17 protein-coding genes are annotated in these 18,719 nt (G+C 68.3%); 11 read left to right on the top strand and 6 right to left on the bottom strand.

All coding sequences use genetic code 11. The features are described from left to right. Positions 1 to 59: 59 nt before the first annotated feature. The gene (locus tag BLV57_RS11765) at positions 60 to 575 is read right to left on the bottom strand and encodes a YbhB/YbcL family Raf kinase inhibitor-like protein (protein ID WP_091288667.1); all 516 of its coding nucleotides are present in this window, start codon (positions 573 to 575) and stop codon (positions 60 to 62) included. A 144-nt stretch (positions 576 to 719) separates the two neighbouring features. Between BLV57_RS11765 and BLV57_RS11760 the strand changes: the two genes are divergently transcribed. The 7 genes from BLV57_RS11760 (at position 720) to BLV57_RS11730 (ending at position 7,887) form a co-directional block, all read left to right on the top strand. After that, on the top strand, positions 720 to 1,490 hold the full coding sequence (locus BLV57_RS11760) for a DUF4097 family beta strand repeat-containing protein (RefSeq protein ID WP_091288666.1): 771 nt from the start codon (positions 720 to 722) through the stop codon (positions 1,488 to 1,490). Positions 1,491 to 1,514: 24 nt separating this feature from the next. Next, positions 1,515 to 2,168: a DUF4097 family beta strand repeat-containing protein gene (locus BLV57_RS11755; RefSeq protein ID WP_143047033.1), complete on the top strand. Its 654-nt coding sequence runs from the start codon at positions 1,515 to 1,517 to the stop codon at positions 2,166 to 2,168. Then, positions 2,165 to 3,541, top strand: coding sequence for an alpha/beta hydrolase (locus BLV57_RS11750; RefSeq protein WP_091288664.1), 1,377 nt, complete (start codon positions 2,165 to 2,167; stop codon positions 3,539 to 3,541). The genes BLV57_RS11755 and BLV57_RS11750 overlap by 4 nt, the downstream gene beginning before the upstream one ends. A gap of 161 nt (positions 3,542 to 3,702) precedes the next feature. After that, on the top strand, positions 3,703 to 5,571 hold the full coding sequence (gene dnaK / locus BLV57_RS11745) for a molecular chaperone DnaK (protein WP_091288663.1): 1,869 nt from the start codon (positions 3,703 to 3,705) through the stop codon (positions 5,569 to 5,571). Next, positions 5,568 to 6,260: a nucleotide exchange factor GrpE gene (grpE, locus tag BLV57_RS11740; RefSeq protein WP_091288662.1), complete on the top strand. Its 693-nt coding sequence runs from the start codon at positions 5,568 to 5,570 to the stop codon at positions 6,258 to 6,260. Before dnaK ends, grpE begins: the two co-directional genes overlap by 4 nt. 26 nt (positions 6,261 to 6,286) lie before the next feature. Beyond that, complete coding sequence (gene dnaJ / locus BLV57_RS11735; RefSeq protein ID WP_091288661.1) at positions 6,287 to 7,462, top strand: molecular chaperone DnaJ; 1,176 nt, start codon at positions 6,287 to 6,289, stop codon at positions 7,460 to 7,462. Continuing rightward, entirely contained in the window at positions 7,462 to 7,887 is a 426-nt protein-coding gene (locus BLV57_RS11730) for a heat shock protein transcriptional repressor HspR (protein ID WP_091288660.1), read from the top strand. Before dnaJ ends, BLV57_RS11730 begins: the two co-directional genes overlap by 1 nt. A gap of 67 nt (positions 7,888 to 7,954) precedes the next feature. Here the strand turns inward: BLV57_RS11730 and BLV57_RS11725 are convergent, their stop codons facing one another. The 4 genes from BLV57_RS11725 to BLV57_RS11710 form a co-directional block, all read right to left on the bottom strand. Beyond that, positions 7,955 to 8,635, bottom strand: coding sequence for a dienelactone hydrolase family protein (locus BLV57_RS11725; RefSeq protein ID WP_091288659.1), 681 nt, complete (start codon positions 8,633 to 8,635; stop codon positions 7,955 to 7,957). Positions 8,636 to 8,664: 29 nt separating this feature from the next. Then, positions 8,665 to 9,795 carry a globin domain-containing protein gene (locus BLV57_RS11720; RefSeq protein ID WP_091288658.1) on the bottom strand — a complete coding sequence of 377 codons (1,131 nt, stop codon included), beginning with the start codon at positions 9,793 to 9,795 and terminating at the stop codon, positions 8,665 to 8,667. Between the two features lie 505 nt (positions 9,796 to 10,300). After that, the gene (locus BLV57_RS11715; RefSeq protein WP_091288657.1) at positions 10,301 to 11,002 is read right to left on the bottom strand and encodes a dienelactone hydrolase family protein; all 702 of its coding nucleotides are present in this window, start codon (positions 11,000 to 11,002) and stop codon (positions 10,301 to 10,303) included. Between the two features lie 9 nt (positions 11,003 to 11,011). Next, positions 11,012 to 12,187: a globin domain-containing protein gene (locus BLV57_RS11710; RefSeq protein ID WP_091288656.1), complete on the bottom strand. Its 1,176-nt coding sequence runs from the start codon at positions 12,185 to 12,187 to the stop codon at positions 11,012 to 11,014. A gap of 176 nt (positions 12,188 to 12,363) precedes the next feature. On the opposite strand from BLV57_RS11710, the gene BLV57_RS11705 reads away from it, so the two are divergent. From BLV57_RS11705 to BLV57_RS11690, 4 genes are all read left to right on the top strand, one after another. After that, entirely contained in the window at positions 12,364 to 12,846 is a 483-nt protein-coding gene (locus BLV57_RS11705; RefSeq protein WP_091288655.1) for a MarR family winged helix-turn-helix transcriptional regulator, read from the top strand. A gap of 48 nt (positions 12,847 to 12,894) precedes the next feature. Beyond that, positions 12,895 to 14,067, top strand: a complete 1,173-nt coding sequence (locus tag BLV57_RS11700; RefSeq protein WP_091288654.1) for an MFS transporter — start codon at positions 12,895 to 12,897, stop codon at positions 14,065 to 14,067. Positions 14,068 to 14,131: 64 nt separating this feature from the next. Next, positions 14,132 to 16,732 (top strand): ATP-dependent chaperone ClpB, encoded by a 2,601-nt coding sequence (clpB, locus tag BLV57_RS11695; protein WP_091288653.1) that lies wholly within the window; start codon positions 14,132 to 14,134, stop codon positions 16,730 to 16,732. Between the two features lie 70 nt (positions 16,733 to 16,802). Further along, positions 16,803 to 17,549, top strand: a complete 747-nt coding sequence (locus BLV57_RS11690) for a type III secretion system chaperone family protein (protein ID WP_091288652.1) — start codon at positions 16,803 to 16,805, stop codon at positions 17,547 to 17,549. Between the two features lie 78 nt (positions 17,550 to 17,627). On the opposite strand, the gene BLV57_RS11685 is transcribed toward BLV57_RS11690, so the two are convergent. Next, positions 17,628 to 18,686, bottom strand: a complete 1,059-nt coding sequence (locus BLV57_RS11685) for a hypothetical protein (protein WP_091288651.1) — start codon at positions 18,684 to 18,686, stop codon at positions 17,628 to 17,630. Positions 18,687 to 18,719: the final 33 nt, after the last annotated feature.

The following is an 18,719-nucleotide window of genomic DNA, read 5'->3' as shown; positions in this document are numbered from 1 at the left end:
TAACCGTACAGGGCTGGCGAGTGATGCCGACGGTGAGAACCGTCGGCATCACAACGGACCTAGGCCTCGTAGACCGCCATGATGGTCGCGCGGCCGAGCGAATGCATGAAGAGGTTGAAGCCGAGGAACGCCGGCGTCGCCGACTCGTCGACGTCCAGTTTCTCCACGTCAACGGCGTGCACGACGAAGAAGTACCGGTGCTGGCCGTGGCCGGAAGGCGGCGCGGCGCCGAGGTACTGCGCGACGCCGCCGTCCCCCTTGAGCGTGACGGAACCCTCGGGAGGCTCGCCGCCGGTGGCGATCTCGGTGACGGACACGGGGATGTTGGCCACCGCCCAGTGCCAGAAACCGCTGGCGGTCGGCGCGTCGGGGTCGAAGCAGGTGATGGCGAAGCTCTTGGTCTCCGCCGGGAAGTCCGCCCATGCCAGATGCGGCGACACGTCTTCACCGCCCGCGCCGAAGATGCCGCTCAGCTGCGGCTTCGCCAGCGTCTCGCCGTCGGCGATGTCGTTGCTGCGCAAGCTGAAGGACGGCACGGGGGGCAGGAAGTCGTACGGGTTGGGCGCCTGCGGCATGAGTTACCTCCTGATCACGGGACTTCGAGGGTAGCCCTGGGGAGCGTCTCAGGGACGAATACGGGGGTTACCCGGATGTGAGCACCAGCGTCACCCCTTTAGCGTCTTGCTGCGAGGGAACCTGCACTGGAGGGACTGAAGAATATGGCACGCCCCGCGTTGGCACTGGGTGGAATCGCACTGATCGGGCTCGGGGTGGTCATGGGCTTCGGGTGGTGGTGGCCGTCGTCGGCCGAGGCGAGCGGCGAGGTCGGCGCGCCGATCCGCGAGGTCCGCATCGACAACGACAACGGCACCGTGAAGGTGCACGCGGCCAACGTCACCCAGACGACGGTCCGCCAGAGCTTCTCCTATCAGTGGAGCAAGCCGGGCGACGCCTACAAGGTCGACGGCGAGCGGCTCGTGCTCGGCTCGTGCGGCTGGAACTGCTCCGTCGACTACGACGTGACCGTTCCGCTCAACACCAGCGTCACCGGCCACGTCGACTCCGGCGGCATCGAGCTGACCGGCGTGGCGAGCGCCGATGTCAAGGCGGACTCTGGCTCCGTCAAGATCACCGACGTCGCTGGCCTGGTCAAGGTCAACGTCGACTCCGGTGACATCGACCTGAGCGGGATCGGCCAAGACATCGAGGTCAAGACCAGCTCCGGCTCGATCAGCGGCGACCGGCTGCGCGGTAAGGCCGAGGCGAAGACGGACTCTGGCAGCATCAAGCTCAGCCTGGACACCGCGCAGGACGTCACCGCGCGGACGGACAGCGGCAGTGTGAAGATCACCGTGCCGAAGGACCGTTACCAGGTCAAAGGCAGCACCGACAGCGGCTCGCGTGACATCGACGTGGTCAACGACCCGTCGGCTCCGCGGACGCTGCAGCTCGACACGGACAGCGGCAGCGTCACCGTCCACGTTGCCTGATAAGCCTTATCAAGAGGGGAAATCGTGAAGAAACTGCTCTTCGCAGCGGCTGGCGTTGCTGGGGTGCTCGCGCTCTCGGGGTGCGGCGTGGCGACCGAGAAGATCGACGATGGGGGTCCGATCGCCGAGCAGGTGAACTCGGTCCGGTTCGACGTGCCGGTCGGCGACGTGCACGTCCGCGTCGAGGACGGCGCGCCGGTCAGCGTGCGCCGCAAGATCACCTTCAAGGTCAGCAGGCCCGGCCAGACCTACCGGGTCGAGAACGGCGCGCTGGTGCTCGGCGGCTGTGGTGAGAACTGCGGGATCGTCTACGACGTGGTGCTGCCGCGCGAGCTGGCGATCACCGGGGTCACCGGCACCGGTCAGGTGCAGATCGATCGCGCGGTGAACGTCGACGTCCGCAGCGACGTCGGCGACATCAAGGCCTATCACGTCTCGGGGGTGCTGAAGGCCCGCGTGCACACCGGTCACATCGACATGAGCCTCAGCAAGCCGGGTGGCGTGTGGGCGTTGGCCGACGTCGGCGACGTCACGGTCACCGTGCCGTCCGGCGGCTACCGGCTGAAGGCGAACGTCGAGGTCGGCAAGACCCAGATCACCGTGCCCGACGACCAGAGCTCGCCGAACGAGCTCGACGTGCGCACCAGCACCGGCACCGTGACGGTGAAGCCGGCATGATCCGTGCGCTCGCACTGACCCTGCTCGCCCCCGTCGCGCCGGCGGCCGCGCCCGCGCTGGACTGGCAGCCCTGCCCGACCCCGCTGTTCTCACAGCTGGTGTGCGCGAACGTCCCGGTGCCGCTCGACTGGGCCAAGCCGGACGGCGCGAAGATCTCGATCCGCGTGTCCAAGCTGCCCGCCTCTGGCGACCGCATCGGCTCGCTGCTGACGAACCCCGGCGGACCGGGTGGCGAAGGCGCCGGGGCCATCGGCCGCGGTGAGCTTGGCACGACGACACCCGAGTTCGCCGAGCTGCGGAAACGGTTCGACTTCATCGGCTTCGATCCGCGCGGCGTCGGCGAGAGCACGCCGAAGATCCAGTGCGATCCGGCGAAGCTGTACGACCCGTCGATCGGCATGTTCCCCGGCGACAATGCCGCCTACCAGCGGCTTCTCGACCTGAACCGTGCCGGGGGCAAGGAATGTCTCGCGCGCACCGGGCCCGCCGCCGAGCACGTCGACACCGTCAGCGTCGCCGACGACATCGACGCCATCCGCCGCGCGCTCGGCGAAGCGAAGATCTCCTGGCTGGGCGTTTCGTATGGCAGCGAGGTCGGCGCGACCTACGCGGCGAAATACCCGTCACGGGTGCGCGCCGCGGTGCTCGACGGCGCCGTCGACCACTCACGTTCGATGCGGCTGACGATCCTCGACGAGGCCATCGCCGGCGAGGACTCGCTGCATCGCTTCGCGGCCTGGTGCCAGACCACCGATGAGTGCGCGCTGCGCGGCCAGGACGTCATCGCCCGCTATGACCAGGTCATGCGGGACCCGCGGGCGGAGCGGCTCGCGAACGGCTTCTATGGCGGGCTGATCCTCAAGCAGGCCTGGCCGCCACTGTCGAAGATGCTGGCGGCCGCCACGGGCGAGCAGCCGGATCTGGAGCCGTTCCTGGAGCTTTCGTCGCTGGGCAAGGCGGACAGCTCGTCCTTCCGGGTGATCGGCTGCCACGACTTCCCGTCGCCGTTCACCGGCCCAGCCGACCTGCGTGCGTCGGCGAGCCTTGTGCGGAAACTCGCGCCGCACACCTGGCACTACTCGGAGATGTGGGAGCTGTCCGCAGGCTGCGCGGGGTGGCCGATCAAGGCCCAGTACCCGACCCGGCCGGAGCGGATCCGCGACGTGCCGCCGATCTTGGTCGTCGGCGGTGAGCACGACCCGTCGACCCCGCTCGTGTGGGCACGCGGACTGGTCTCCCGGATCTCCGGAGGGCACCTCCTGACCTACGCCGACGATGGGCACACCGGCCTCTACAACTCGGCCTGCGTGCGAGTCCAGGAAGCGAAATACCTGGTCAGCGGGGTTGTCCCGGATCACAGCACGAGTTGCTGACCGGCTCGGGAACAACCGGCGGCACCCGCTCGTTGACCCGGCAAGAAGGTTGAGTCCAGCCCACTCAAGTCTGGCTTGACGGACATGGCAGACTCTCTTCGGAAACTTGAGCGTATGCCGCTCAATGCACACCAGCAGTCGTACACAGGAGGAGTAGGAAAATGGCACGAGCGGTCGGCATCGACCTCGGCACGACCAACTCGGTCGTCGCCGTCCTGGAGGGCGGCGAGCCGACGGTCATCGCCAACTCCGAAGGTTCCCGCACCACCCCGTCCATCGTCGCCTTCGCCAAGAACGGCGAAGTGCTGACCGGGCAGCCCGCCAAGAACCAGGCTGTGACGAACGTCGACCGCACCATCCGGTCCGTCAAGCGGCACATCGGCACCGACTGGAAGACCGAGATCGACGGCAAGGCCTACACCTCGCAGGAGATCTCCGCCCGTGTGCTGATGAAGCTCAAGCGTGACGCCGAGGCGTACCTGGGCGAGGAGATCACCGACGCGGTGATCACCGTCCCCGCGTACTTCGAGGACGCGCAGCGCCAGGCCACCAAGGAGGCCGGGCAGATCGCGGGCCTGAACGTGCTCCGCATCGTCAACGAGCCGACCGCGGCCGCGCTGGCGTACGGCCTGGACAAGGGTGAGAAGGAACAGACCATCCTGGTCTTCGACCTCGGTGGCGGCACGTTCGACGTCTCGCTGCTGGAGATCGGTGAGGGCGTCGTCGAGGTCCGCGCGACCTCCGGTGACAACCACCTCGGTGGCGACGACTGGGACGAGCGCATCGTCACCTGGCTGGTCGACAAGTTCAAGGCGTCCAGCGGCATCGACCTGACCAAGGACAAGATGGCGCTGCAGCGCATCCGCGAGGCCGCGGAGAAGGCGAAGATCGAGCTGTCCAGCTCGAACAGCGCCGGCATCAACCTGCCGTACATCACGGTCGACGCCGACAAGAACCCGCTGTTCCTCGACGAGCAGCTCTCCCGCGCCGAGTTCCAGAAGATCACCAACGACCTGCTGGAGCGCACCCGCAAGCCGTTCAACGACGTCATCCGCGACGCGGGCGTCTCGGTCGGCGAGATCGACCACGTCGTCCTCGTCGGTGGCTCCACCCGCATGCCTGCCGTGTCCGACCTGGTCAAGGAGCTGACCGGTGGCCGCGAGCCGAACAAGGGCGTCAACCCGGACGAGGTCGTCGCCGTCGGCGCCGCGCTGCAGGCCGGTGTGCTCAAGGGTGAGGTCAAGGACGTCCTGCTGCTCGACGTGACCCCGCTGTCGCTGGGCATCGAGACCAAGGGCGGCGTCTTCACCAAGCTCATCGAGCGCAACACCACGATCCCGACCAAGCGCTCGGAGATCTTCTCCACCGCGGACGACAACCAGCCGTCGGTGCAGATCCAGGTGTTCCAGGGCGAGCGTGAGATCGCCGCGCAGAACAAGAAGCTCGGCATGTTCGAGCTGACCGGCCTGCCGCCTGCCCCGCGTGGCGTGCCGCAGATCGAGGTCACCTTCGACATCGACGCCAACGGCATCGTGCACGTCCTCGCCAAGGACCTCGGCACGAACAAGGAGCAGTCGATGACGATCACCGGCGGCTCCGCGCTGCCGAAGGAAGACATCGAGCGGATGGTCAAGGACGCCGAGGAGCACGCGGAGGAGGACAAGAAGCGCCGCGAGGAGGCGGAGACCCGCAACCAGGCGGAGACGCTGGTCTACCAGACCGAGAAGTTCGTCAAGGACAACGAGGACAAGCTGCCCGAGGAGCTCAAGGGCAAGGTCAAGTCCGCGATCGACGAGGCGAACGAGGCGCTCAAGGGCACCGACTCGGCCAAGATCCGCGAGTCCATCGAGAAGCTGAACACCGCTTCGCAGGAGCTGGGTACCGCGCTGTACGCGAACGCCCAGGCCGCCCCGGGTGCCGAGGGCGCCGCCGCCGGTGGCGAGGCGCCGAAGGCCGACGCCAAGGCCGATGACGACGTCGTCGACGCCGAGATCGTCGACGACGAGAAGCCGGGGGCCGAGAAGAAGTGACCGGACGCCACGAGGAATCCGAAGACAGGGGTCCCGAGGAGCCCGTCGTGGTGCGGGACCGGCGCAGGATCGACCCGGAGACGGGCGAGGTGCGCGAGCACCAGCCGCAGCACGAGGCCCCGGTGGAACACGCCGGGCCCTCGCTCGGTGAGTCCATTGTGGACGAAGCGGTGTCCGCGACCTCCGGTGTCGAGAAGGAGCTGGCCGAGCGCACGGCCGACCTGCAGCGCCTGCAGGCGGAGTACGCCAACTACCGCAAGCGGGTCGACAGGGACCGCGAGCAGGTCGTCGCGAACGCGAAGGCCTCGGTCGTGAACGACCTGCTCCCGCTGCTCGACGACCTCGAGCGGGCGGCCCAGCACGGCGACCTGACCGGCGCGTTCAAGGCGGTCGGCGACAAGCTGGTCGCCGGGCTCCAGCGCGCGGGCCTCGAGTCGTTCGGCGCCGAGGGCGAGGCCTTCGACCCGAGCGTGCACGAGGCCGTGCAGCACAACACGTCCCCGGACGTCGACGGCCCGACGGTCACCATCGTCATGCGCCGCGGCTACAAGTTCGGCGAGCGGGTGCTGCGCGCGGCGCTGGTCACGGTCACCGACCACGAGCCCGCGGCCGCCGCGCCGCCGGTGGACGCGCCCGTCGAGGGACAGCTGCCGATCGACGCCGAGTTCGTCGATGAGAACAACCGCTAAGAGCAAGAGAGGAGGAGACGCCTGACATGAGCAGCCCGCGGGAGTGGATCAGTAAGGACTTCTACCGTGAGTTGGGCGTCTCCTCCGACGCCACCGCGGACGAGATCAAGAAGGCGTACCGCAAGCTGGCGAAGGAGAACCACCCCGACGCCAACCCGGGCAACGCCGAGGCCGAGAAGAAGTTCAAGGCCGTCTCCGAGGCGCACGGTGTGCTGTCCGACCCGGCGAAGCGCAAGGAGTACGACGAGGCCAAGCGCCTGTTCGGCTCCGGCGGTTTCGGTGGGTTCGGCGGTGGCCAGAGTGGCGGCTTCGACGTCGGCGACATCTTCGGTGGCGCCGCCGGTGGCCAGCAGCAGGGCGGCTTCGGCGGGCTCGGCGACATACTCGGCGGCTTGTTCGGCCGGGGCAGGTCGGCGGGCGCGACGGCGAACCGGCCGCAGCGTGGCGCCGATGTCGAGACCGATGTCCGCATCGATTTCGTCGAGGCGGTCAAGGGCGCGACGCTGCCGCTGCGGCTCTCGAGCCCTGCGACGTGTTCGACCTGTGGTGGCAACGGCGCCAAGCCGGGCACTACGCCGCGCACCTGCCCGACCTGTTCCGGGTCGGGGCTGGTGAGCCGCAGCCAGGGTTCGTTCGCGTTCTCGGAGCCGTGCCGCGACTGCCGTGGCCGCGGCACGATCATCGACGACCCCTGCCCGGAATGCGCGGGTGAGGGCATCAGCTCGAAGACGCGCACGCTGACCGTCCGCATCCCGCCAGGGGTGAGCGACGACCAGCGCATCCGGCTGGCAGGCCAGGGCGAACCGGGCCGGGGCGGCGCTCAGGCGGGCGATCTGTACGTGCGCGTGCACGTCGCGGATCACCCGGTGTTCGGCCGCAAGGGGCTGGATCTGACCATCACCGTCCCGGTCGCTTTCACCGAGCTCGCGCTCGGTGGCACCATCACGGTGCCGACGCTGGACGGCCGGGTCTCGATCAAGGTGCCGTCCGGCACGGCGAGCGGGCGCACCTTCCGCGCCCGCGGCAAGGGCATCACCAAGCGGGACGGCGCCCAGGGCGACCTGCTCGTGACCGTGCAGGCGTCCGTGCCGTCCAAATTGGACGATGCGGCGCGTGAGGCACTCGAGGCGTACGCCAAGGCGATGGCCGAGCACGACCCAAGGCCGGAGATCACCGAACTGCTTCGGGAACGAGGTGCGTGATGCTGGGTGGAATGCCATCAGGGGCTGACGAGGACACCCCCGTCTTCGTCATCTCGGTCGCGGCTCAGCTTTCCGGTCTGCACGCGCAGACACTCCGCTCGTACGACCGGCTCGGGCTCGTCTCGCCCGGCCGTACGAGCGGCGGCGGCCGCCGTTACTCCATGCGCGACATCGCGTTGCTCCGTGAGGTCCAGCGACTGTCCCAAGAGGACGGTGTGAACCTCGCGGGCATCAAGCGCATCATCGAGCTGGAGAACATGGTCGACGCGCTGCGCGACCGCGTGGCCGCGCTCACCGACGAACTGGCCGCCGCCTACGCCGCGGCCCAGAACACGGCGGCCTCGGTCCACGCGTCCTACCGCCGCGACCTGGTCCCCATGCCCCAGACCGCCCTGGTGGTCTGGAAGCCCAAAAAGCGGGGATAAAGCGGGCTTTATATCGGGGTGCTTTTCCCCGATATAAAGCCCGCTTTATCCCGACCCGGTCTCAACCTCAGCGCAGATGCTGGCCGAAGAAGGTCGTGACCCGGCGCCAGGCGTCTTCGGCCGATTCGGCGTGGTGGCCGGGTGCCGCCTTGACGACCTTGCTCAGCGCGCCGAGGCGGGGCTTGGTCGCGAAGCCGTGGCCCGCTTCGGGGTACTCCTTCACGTCGGCCGTGACGCCGCGGTTGAGCAGGTCCAGTTCGAGCAGCGAAGCCGCGCCCTTCAACGTGATGTCGTTCTTGCCGTAGCTCGCGACGATCGGGCAGGCGCCCTCGAAAAGGGACATGTCCTTGGGCAGGAAGCCGTAATAGGCCGCGGCCGCGTCGAATTTGCGCGACGCCGCGACGAGTGCCAGCCCGCCGCCCATGCCGAAGCCCGCCACGCCGACCTTGCTCGCGCCCTGGTCGGCCAGTAACAGGCGCGCCGCTTCGATGTCCTCGAAAGCGCGGCCCTGTGCTTCCAGCATGTTCTCGAAAACGGCTTTGCTGCTCGAAAGCCTGCCACCGCGGGAGAACAGGTCCGGCGCCAGCGCTAGATAACCCGCCGCGGCGAACCGGTCGGCGATGCCTTTGATGTCCTTGCCGAGGCCGATCGCGTCGTGGAGCACCACGACACCGGGGTAGGGCCCCGCGCCTTCGGGTTTCGCGAGATATCCGTCGATCTTGCCGTCCGCAACCGGGATCTCCACCATGTGCGAAAGGGTACGGCCGTCAGCGCCGCTCAGTCGACCGTGAACGGGTCGTAGGTAATGCGTTCTCGCGGTGTTCCACCGGATGTCAGCCGCGCGACGGTCGCCCGGACCATCGACGGTGACCCCGAAACGAGTACGTCATGGCGCTTCCACGGACCCCGTCTGCCGACCACGTCCGGCAACGTTCCTTGTTCACCTCCCGTGAGCACGTCCTCCTCGGTGACGGGCACCAGCTTCAGCCACGGGCTCGTCGCGGCGAGCGCGCGCAGTTCGCCGACGCAGTAGAGCGATTCGGGATCCGGTCCGCCGAAGAACAGGTGGACCACGGGATTTGTCTTCCACCGGGCCAAATCCTCGATGATCGCGCGCAGCGGGGCGATGCCCGTTCCGCCTGCTATGAGCAGTTGCTCCCGGCCTGTCGCCCGGCGGACGGCCAGGCTGCCGAGCGGCGGGCCGAGCTGCCACATGTCACCCGCACGGGTGTAATGACAGATCGCGCGGCTCACCCACCCGTTACGCACCGCTCGCACGTGGAACTCCAGGGTCCCGTCGTCGCGGGGCGCGTTGGCGGGTGAGAGGTACCGCCACATCCGCGGCCGTTGCGGCACCTGGACGCTGATGTGATTGCCCGCGAGATAGGGCAAGGGTTTGTCAGGTCGGACCCTGATGATCGACAGGTCCCGGTTGAGTTTGCGGTTCTCCAGCACGGTCGCCGGCCACCACGCCGGCCCGGTGTCGGCCGCCGCCGCTTCGCGCATGGCGCGGGAGATGGTGTCGTACGCGCTCGTCCACGCGTGTTCCACATCGGACGTCCACTTGTCCTTGAGGAAACGCTTCAGCGCTGCGATCAACGCGATGCCGACGGCTTCGTAGTGCTTCGACACCACGTCGAATTTCCGGTGGTCACGACCTAGTTGCCTGAGGAATGGCAACAATTCGGCGGGCTGGTCGACCATCTGGACAATGTGCACCAAGGCGTGCAGCAGCCGGTTCCGCTGCATTGCCATGTTAATCGGGAAAAGATCTCGGGTCTCTGGAGCGACGCTGAACAGGACCCCGTAGAAGTATTGGGACAGCTCCGCCGCCTGCGATTCCACGGCCGCGAAACTTTCACGAACAAGCCGTACCGTCCGATCCGCGCTCACACGTGGGAATGGCATCGGTCTTGCCGTCTGTGGAATGATCTCGTTGGCAGTCAAGATGCTCCTGATCGTCGTGCAGGCCCCGAGAGTCGACGACTGTAAACCTGTTTCACGTGCACTTGCACGATCGTGAGCGCTTTAGGCTCGAACGGACCAAGGTGTTCACAGGGAGTAGCACAGCGTAGTTCACACGCGTGCAGTAACATCTTTTTCCGCCACGAACGGTGTTTTCGCAGGTATCTGTGCGAAAGTGCTCTGATGACGGCCGAAGACCTCCTGCAATGCGCCTATGGCAGCACCGCGCGGGCCGAGCGGTTCTACCGAGAGCAACGTATAGATCATTTGAATGCGGCGATGATCGAATTCAGATGATCGAATTCATCGGGCGCATGGAAATGGCGTTCATCGCCACCGCCGGCGCGGCGGGCGACACCGAGCCCGCACGTCAGCTTGTTGTTAATCGATTTCTCCGCTGTCGCAAACACATTTCACGTCTCGTCGAAGCTTCGGCCGAGCGCGGTGACTACTTCGGAGTCCGCTCCGAGAGGTGCTCGGAGAAGAAGGCGAGCACCCTGCTCCACGCGTCCTCCGCGGACGCTTCGTGATAGCTCATCCCGGTGATCTTGGCGAGCGTGGTCATCATGCCCGGCTTCATCTGGTTCGCGAAGGAGTGCCCGCAGTCGGGGTATTCCTTGACGTCGTGCGGGATCCCGCGTGAGCTGAGCTCGTTCTCGAGCTTCGCGGCCGCACCGCGCAGCCCGAGGTCCTTCTTGCCGTAGCTCGCGACGATCGGGCAGGCGTCGTCGAGCACGGACAGGTTCTTGGGCAGGAAGCCGTAGTAGGGCGCGGAGGCGTCGAACTCGCCCGCCGCGGCGACGAGCGCGAACCCGCCACCCATGCAGAACCCGACGATGCCCACCTTTCCGGTGCAATCCGGGCGGTCGATGAGGACCTTGCGCGCGGCCTCGATGTCGTCGAAGGCCTGGCCGCTGCCCCGGAACTGGTCCCGGAACACGCCCCTGATGCAGCGCAGCGCCCCGCCGCGCGAGTACATGTTGGGGCTCAGCGCCAGATAGCCGTCCTGCGCGAACCGGTCGGTGATCCGCCGCGCGTCCTCGCCGTGCCCCAGGATGTCGTGGATGACCACGACGCCGGGAAAGGGCCCGTCGCCCTCCGGTTCCGCCAGGTAGCCCTCGATCGTGCCCTCGGAAACCGGAATCCGCACGAAATCCCCTTAGTCGATGGTGAACGGGTCGTACTGCACCTGATCCAAAGCGGTACCGGCCACGAGCATCCGCGAGACGGTCGCCCTGATCATCGCGGGCGAGCCGGACACGAGCACGTCGTGCCCGGGCCAGGCGCCGTATCGGGTGACGGCCTCGGCGAGCGTGCCGCTTTCACCGCCTGCCAGGCCAGGACCGCGTTCGATCACCGGCACCACGGTCAGCCACGGGTTCGTGGCCGCCAGCGCGCGCAGCTGTTCGAGGTCGTAGAGGTCTTCGCGGGTCTGCCCGCCGTAGAACACGCGCACCTTGGGGTTCTCGCCCCACTGCGCGAGGTCGTCGAGGATCGAGCTGATCGGCGCGATCCCGGTGCCGCCCGCGATCATCAGCACGTCGCGCCCGGCCTCGCGGTCGACCCGCATCCGCCCGAGCGGCGGGCCGAACCGCCAGATGTCACCGGACTGCGTGTGGCTGACGATCGCGCGGGACACCCAGCCACCGTCGACCGCGCGCACGTGGAACTCCATGCCGCCGTCCTCGCGCGGCGCGTTGGCAGGCGAGAGATACCGCCACAACCGGGGGCGCTGCGGGACTTCGACGCTCATGTACTGCCCCGGCAGATACGGCACCGGGTGCTCCGGCTGCAGCCGCACCAGCGCCAGGTCCCAGGTCAGCCTGCGGTGCTCGACGACGGTCGCGCTCCACGACGGCGGGTTCTGGTCGGCGGCGGCCGCGTCCTGCATCGCGCGCGCGACGATGGTGAACGCCTCCGCCCACGCGCGCTCGACCTCCGGCGTCCAGTCGGGGCCGAGGTGGTTCTTCAGCGAGGCGAGCAACGCGGTGCCCACGGCCTCGTAATGCCGGGGGATGACGCCGAACTTGCGGTGGTCACGGCCGAGCTGCTTAAGAAAAGGGACGAGGTCGTCCGGCCGGTCGACCATCTGCACGATGTGCACCAGCGCGCGGACCAGGCGGCCGCGCTGGACTTCCATGTTGATCGGGAAGAAGTCGCGGGTGGCGGGCGCGAGCGTGAAGAGCATCCCGTAGAAGAACTGGGAGATCTCGGGCAGGAACGGTTCGGCCTTGTCCCACGCATCCCGGATGAGCCCTACCATCGCCGTGACGGCGGGCGGGGCCTCCCGGTGGGTGGAAGATCGGGGAAGTGGGCTAACCGCGTCGGCTGTCATGTGTCCTATGTGTTGATCGACCGGCGTTTCCGGGCTGTCCGCAGGGTAGCCGGAGACCAGCCCTTTGCCCGCATTGTTGCTCCGTCCGGGTGTACCGAGCGTCACTCGGCGACTGGTTGCCCAGTGCAACTGGTTTACCTAAACTTGTATGATACAAGCATTATGGAGGACCCGAGATGAGCTCTGGCACTGAGAGCGAGGACGACGCCCGCGTCGAGCTCATGCGGGAGCTGAAGACCTCTTCGCAGCTCCAGCACGCCTGGTTGATGCAGGTCTGGCAGTCGAACCCCGGCCTGCACCCGGCGGCCGCCATGCTGCTGTCCGATCTCGCCAAGTTCGGCGAGTCGCGCCCGTCGGATGTCGCCAAACGCCGGATGGTCGACATCTCGGTCGTCAGCAGGCAGATCGCCCAGCTGTCCGCCGCCGGGCTGATCGACCGCCGCCCCGCGCCGGAGGACGGCAGGGCGTCGCTCATCAGCGTCTCCGCGCGTGGCCAGGAGGAGTTGCTGGTGTGGCGCGGGCGCTATCTGGACTTCATGACGCACGCGCTGGCGGGCTGGGACGCCGATCAGGTGACGGATCTGACCCAACGTCTCGCGGCGATGAACGAAGATCTACGCAAAGCCCTTGCGACCGAGGTCAAGTGCGAAGTTTCGTAACCCTACGGAGTCTGTGCCGGTGCTTTTTTCCCGGTTAGGTTTCCGGATGTGACCAGAAGCCGGGCCGCGCTGCTCATCGCGCTCGGGATCGACAACTTCGGCACGGGGCTCTTCCTGCCGCTCGTCCTGCTCTACGTCACCCGCGAGATCGGGCTGCCGCTCGGCGTCGCCGGGATGGCGATCACCGGCGGCGGGCTGGTGGCGTTCGCGGTCCCGCCGGTGGCCGGGCACCTGGTCGACTGGATCGGCCCGCGCTGGGTGGTCATCACGGCGTTCCTCGTGCAGGCGACCGGGGTTTCGCTGTACCTGGTGGCCGACGGGGTGGTCACCGTGGTCGCGGTGGCGATGATCGTCGCCGTCGGCCAGCAGCTGTTCTACTGCGCGCTCTACGTGCTCGTCGCCGACGTCGCGGGCAACGTGCCGAAGGAGCGCCCGTTCGCGCTGGTCGCGATGGTGCGGACCGCCGCATTCGGTGCGGGCGCCTTCGCCGCGGCCTTCGTGCCGTCCGGCTACCGCGTCGCGCTGGTGGGCGACGTGGTCACCTTCCTGGTCGCGGCGGGCGTGGTGGTCGCGCTCGTCGACGCGCCGCACAAGGTCGCGTGGTTCGAGAAGGTGCCGGCGAACGTGTCGAAGAACCGGCCGTATCTGGCGCTGATCCTCTTCTGCGGCCTCTTCAGCCTCTCGCTCGACTTCTTCCTCGTCGGCATGCCGGTGTTCGTGCTCGACCAGCTGCACGGCCCGAGCTGGCTGCCCGGCGCGATACTGGCGGTGTTCACGCTGTCGTTCAGCATGAGCGGCACCCTCGCGCTCCGGCACACCCGGCGGTTCACCCGAATCGGTGCGATGCGGCTCGGCTCCGGCCTCTTCGCGGCGTGGTCGGCGCTCAGTTTCGTGGCGATCTTCGTGCCGCTCGACGGGCTCCCGCTCTACCTGCTGACCGTCACGCTCGTGCTGGCAGCGGGCGAACTCGTCTTCGGCCCGCGCGGCGGCGCGCTCGCCGAAGCGGCGGCACCGCCGATGGCCCGGGGGCGTTATCTGGCCGCGTACCAGTACGCGTTCACCTTCTCGTCGGTGCTTGCCCCGGCTGTCGCGGGGTTGTTTTCGCTGGCAGTCTGGGTGCCGTGGGTGCTGGTCGCGACCTGCGCCTGCTTGGCCGTCGCCGGGCTCGGGTGGCTTGGGCCCCGGCTGCCCGAGAACGCCGTGACACCGATTCAGGGTTGAGCGGAACAGACTCAACTTTTCTGACGTTAGGGATAGCGAACAGTACTTTCGACAGAGGTGAGGGATGGACGCTTTCAACCCGACCACGAAGACCCAGCAGGCCATCTCGTCGGCCGCGCAGGCCGCCACCATGGCCGGTAACCCCTATGTCGCCGCCGCGCACCTGCTCGGCGCGCTGCTGGCGCAGGGCGAGGGCCTCACCGCGCCGCTGCTGACCGCGGTCGGGGCCGATCCGGCGCAGGTGCACAAGGAACTCGAGCCGATCATCCAGGCGCTGCCGTCGGCGACCGGCGCCACCGTGTCGAGCCCGCAGTTCGACACGCACGCCGTCAAGGCGCTGACCCATGCCCAGAAGCTCGCGACCGAACTCGGCGACGAGTACGTCTCGACCGAGCACCTGCTCGTCGGCCTCGCCACCGAGGGTGGCCCGGTGGCCGACCTGCTCCGCCGCCACGGCGCGACGCCGGACGCGCTGCGCGAGGCGTTCACCAAGGTCCGCGGCTCCGCGCGGATCACCAGCCCCGATCCGGAGAGCACCTTCAAGGCGCTGGAGAAGTACGGCGTCGACCTGACCGAGCGCGCCCGCGCCGGTGAGCTCGACCCGGTCATCGGGCGCGACACCGAGATCCGCCGTGTGGTCCAGGTGCTTTCGCGGCGCACCAAGAACAACCCGGTGCTCATCGGCGAGCCGGGCGTCGGCAAGACGGCCATCGTCGAGGGGCTCGCGCAGCGGATCGTCGCCGGTGACGTGCCGGAGTCGTTGCGTGGCAAGCGGGTCATCGGGCTGGACCTCGGCTCGATGGTCGCCGGTGCGAAGTTCCGCGGTGAGTTCGAAGAGCGGCTCAAGGCCGTGCTCAAGGAGATCACCGACTCGGCAGGCCAGGTCATCACGTTCATCGACGAGCTGCACACGATCGTCGGCGCCGGCGCGACCGGTGAGGGCGCGATGGACGCCGGCAACATGATCAAGCCGATGCTCGCCCGCGGTGAGCTGCGGATGGTCGGCGCGACCACGCTCGACGAGTACCGCCAGCACATCGAGAAGGACCCGGCGCTGGAGCGGCGCTTCCAGCAGGTGCTGGTCGGCGAACCGTCCATCGAGGACACCATCGGCATCCTGCGCGGGCTCAAGGAGCGCTACGAGGTGCACCACGGTGTCCGGATCACGGACGCCGCACTGGTCGCGGCCGCCACCCTGTCCGATCGGTACATCACCGCCCGGTTCCTGCCGGACAAGGCGATCGACCTGGTCGACGAGGCGGGTTCGCGGCTGCGGATGGAGATCGACTCCCGGCCCGTCGAGATCGACGAGGTCGAGCGCGCGGTGCGCCGGATGGAGATCGAGGAGATGGCACTGTCCAAAGAGGACGATGCAGCCTCCAAGGAGCGGCTGGCCGCGCTGCGCCACGAGCTGGCCGAGCGGCGTGAGCAGCTCACCGCGCTGACCGCGCGCTGGCAGAACGAGAAGGGCGCGATCGAGCGCGTCCGCGAGTTCAAGGAGCAGCTGGAGCAGCTGCGCGGCGAGTCGGAGCGCGCCGAGCGCGACGGCGACCTCGGCCGCGCGGCCGAGCTGCGTTACGGCCGTATCCCGGCATTGGAGAAGGAGCTCGAGGCGGCGACCGCGGCCAGCGAGACCGTCGCCCAGCAGCAGGTCATGCTCAAGGAAGAGGTCGGCGCGGACGACGTGGCCGATGTGGTCAGCGCGTGGACCGGCATTCCGGCAGGCCGCCTGCTCGAAGGTGAGACGGGCAAGCTGCTGCGGATGGAGGAGGAGCTCCAGCGCCGCGTCATCGGGCAGCCGGAGGCGGTCACCGCGGTGTCCGACGCGGTGCGCCGTGCGCGGGCCGGTGTCGCCGACCCCGACCGGCCGACCGGCTCGTTCCTGTTCCTCGGCCCGACCGGTGTCGGCAAGACCGAGCTGGCCAAGGCGCTGGCGGAGTTCCTGTTCGACGACGAGCGCGCCATGCAGCGCATCGACATGAGCGAGTACGCCGAGAAGCATTCGGTGGCCCGCCTGGTCGGCGCTCCGCCCGGCTACGTCGGCTACGACCAGGGTGGTCAGCTGACCGAGGCGGTGCGCAGGCGGCCGTACTCGGTGGTGCTGCTCGACGAGGTCGAGAAGGCGCACCCGGACGTGTTCGACGTGCTGCTGCAGGTGCTCGACGACGGACGGCTCACCGACGGTCAGGGCCGCACGGTCGACTTCCGCAACACCATCCTGGTGCTCACGTCCAACCTGGGCTCACAGTCCCTCGCGGACGCCCAGCTCGACGAGCGTGGCCGCCGGGACGCGGTGCTGTCGGTGGTGCAGCGCCACTTCAAGCCCGAGTTCCTGAATCGACTTGACGACATTGTGGTCTTCCACTCGCTCGGCACCGAGCAGTTGACGTCCATTGTGGACATTCAGATCGACAGGCTCGCGAAGCGGCTCGCGGCGCGCAGGCTCACCCTCGACGTCACGGAGGGTGCCCGCGAATGGCTGGCACTGAACGGTTTCGACCCGATCTACGGTGCGCGGCCGCTGCGTCGATTGGTCCAGTCCGCCATCGGCGACCAGCTGGCCAAGGCGCTGCTCGGCGGCGAGATCCGCGACGGCGACACCGTCCGTGTCGACATTCCGGAGCTCGAGGCGAGCGACTCGCTCGTGGTCGGACGCGTCGACTAATCCAAATGATTCAGTGCGACACTCCCCCGGCTGATCTCTTCGGAGGTGGCCGGGGGATACGCTTGTCTACGTGGGTATTCCGGCGTGGATCTGGTTTGTCATCGCCGCTGTCGCATTGGTGGCGGGGCTCGGGCTGCTAGCTGCCGACAGAGCGCGTGAAGGCTCGCGCAACCGTGAGCGGATGCGCTGGGCCGAGCTGCGCGGGTGGCAGTTCGTCGAAGAGGACGAACGGCTGCCCCAGCAGTGGCAGGGTGGCGCGCTCGGGTACTTCGGCGCCGAGGCGGCGGTCAACGTCGTCGCGGGCTCCACCTTCACCTCGGACGGACGGCGCCCGGTGTTCATCTTCGACATCGAGTCGAACGGCCAGATCCCGGCGGTCGTCGTCGCCGTGCGCTGCAACCGCGTGCACCAGACGCTGCTGGAGATGTGGCTGGCCAGCGTCCCGTTCCAGCGCGACGGCATGCCCGAGATGCTCGGCCCGATCGGCCAGCGCTACGCCTTCGCCGACGACGGCGACGCCGCCCGCCTGATCATCACCCAGGACCTGGTCGACGCCGCCGACTCGCTCGGCGGCGACGTCGGCGTCGCCTGGCTCGAGAACGAGTGGGTGCTGGCCAGCGCCGCGCCGAACGTCGGGCCGTCCAGGCTGGAGCGCCTGCTGCGCGACCTCGGCGAGATCGCCGACATCGTCGACCCGTTCGACGAGGAGTTCGGTGAGACCGGCGGCGCCACCGCCGCCGCGGACCCCGCGCCCGGCAAGCACTGGCAGGGCGAAGCCGAGCAGGTCCACTCGCCCGACCAGCACGACTCATACTGACGGGATAAAGCGGGCTTTACTCCGTGAGCGCGCAGCGCGACGCGGAGTAAAGCCCGCTTTATCCCGGCCCTGACCCCGTTACTGAGGCTGAATCTCAAGCGGCAGGCCGGTGATGCGCAGCCCGCCCGCGAGCGGAGTCTGGTCGAGCACGCCGATGCTGCCGCCGAGTTCCTGAGCGATCTTGGCGTTCTGCTGGGTCGACGGACCACCGGTCAGCGGCTGGCTGACGGCCGCGGCGCCCGTGAGGTCGGTCGCGGTGTTGGCGTTGATCGCGGCGACGTGCTCGAGGCCGAGGTCGCCGTTGAACGAGTTGCCGAGCGCCGTCTCGCTGCCTTCGACCACCCCGGGCAGCGTGCCCTTGAAGGCGCCGAAGTAGCCGAGCTTGCCCGACTGCGCGCCCGCGATCGAAGTCGAGAGTCCGCCGAGGTGACCGCCGACGGCGTGCGCCTGGTTGAACGCGCCGTCGAACCCGTTCGTCACCGTGCCGCCGGTCTGGCTCAGGTCGAGCAGCCCGGTGAACGAGCCGTGCGCGAACTGCTCCGAGCTGGTCCCGACCGCGCCGAGGTCGCCGAGGTCGGCCGCCTGGCCGGAGGACCTGGTGAACCCGGCCGTGGCGCCGAGGTCGGACAGCGCGTGCGCGCCCTGCGCGCTGATCAGGTTGGTCCTGGTCAGGTGCAGCTCGGGGGCTTCGGAGTGCTGGCTGAGCAGGTCGACGCCGTTCGGCAGGCGGACGCCGTCCTCGCGCTCGGTCTCGGTGGCGAGGTGCGCGTCGGTCTCGGAAAGCACCCCGGCGACGGCGTTCGCCGGGTCGAGCGACCATTCTTCGCGGCGCTTCAGCGAGCTATCCGCGTGGCCCGCGTTGGTGGTGCCCGCGGTGATGGTGTTGCCGTCCGGGAGCTTGCCGGTGATGACGTCGGTGCTCTTGGCGGTGAGGAAACCGGTGAGGAACGAGCTGTTCTCGCCGGGGCGGTCGGTGCTGCCCTGGGTGAGCCCGCGGTCGAGCGAACCGGAATGACGGTGTTCGATCGGCAGATCCGCGGCCCACGCCGCCTGGCCTGCGAGCACGAACGCGAGTGGTGCGGCGCCCGCGGCGACCTTGGGAAGATAGCGGGCTTTACGGAGGCTGTGCCGACCCATGCGCGGGACGATACTTCCCGACAAGCATCGTCG

Source organism: Amycolatopsis xylanica, assembly GCF_900107045.1.
In the GTDB taxonomy this organism is placed as follows: domain Bacteria; phylum Actinomycetota; class Actinomycetes; order Mycobacteriales; family Pseudonocardiaceae; genus Amycolatopsis; species Amycolatopsis xylanica.
The sequence above is the reverse complement of the archived record's forward strand: the minus strand, read 5'-3'. Positions and strand labels throughout refer to the sequence as shown.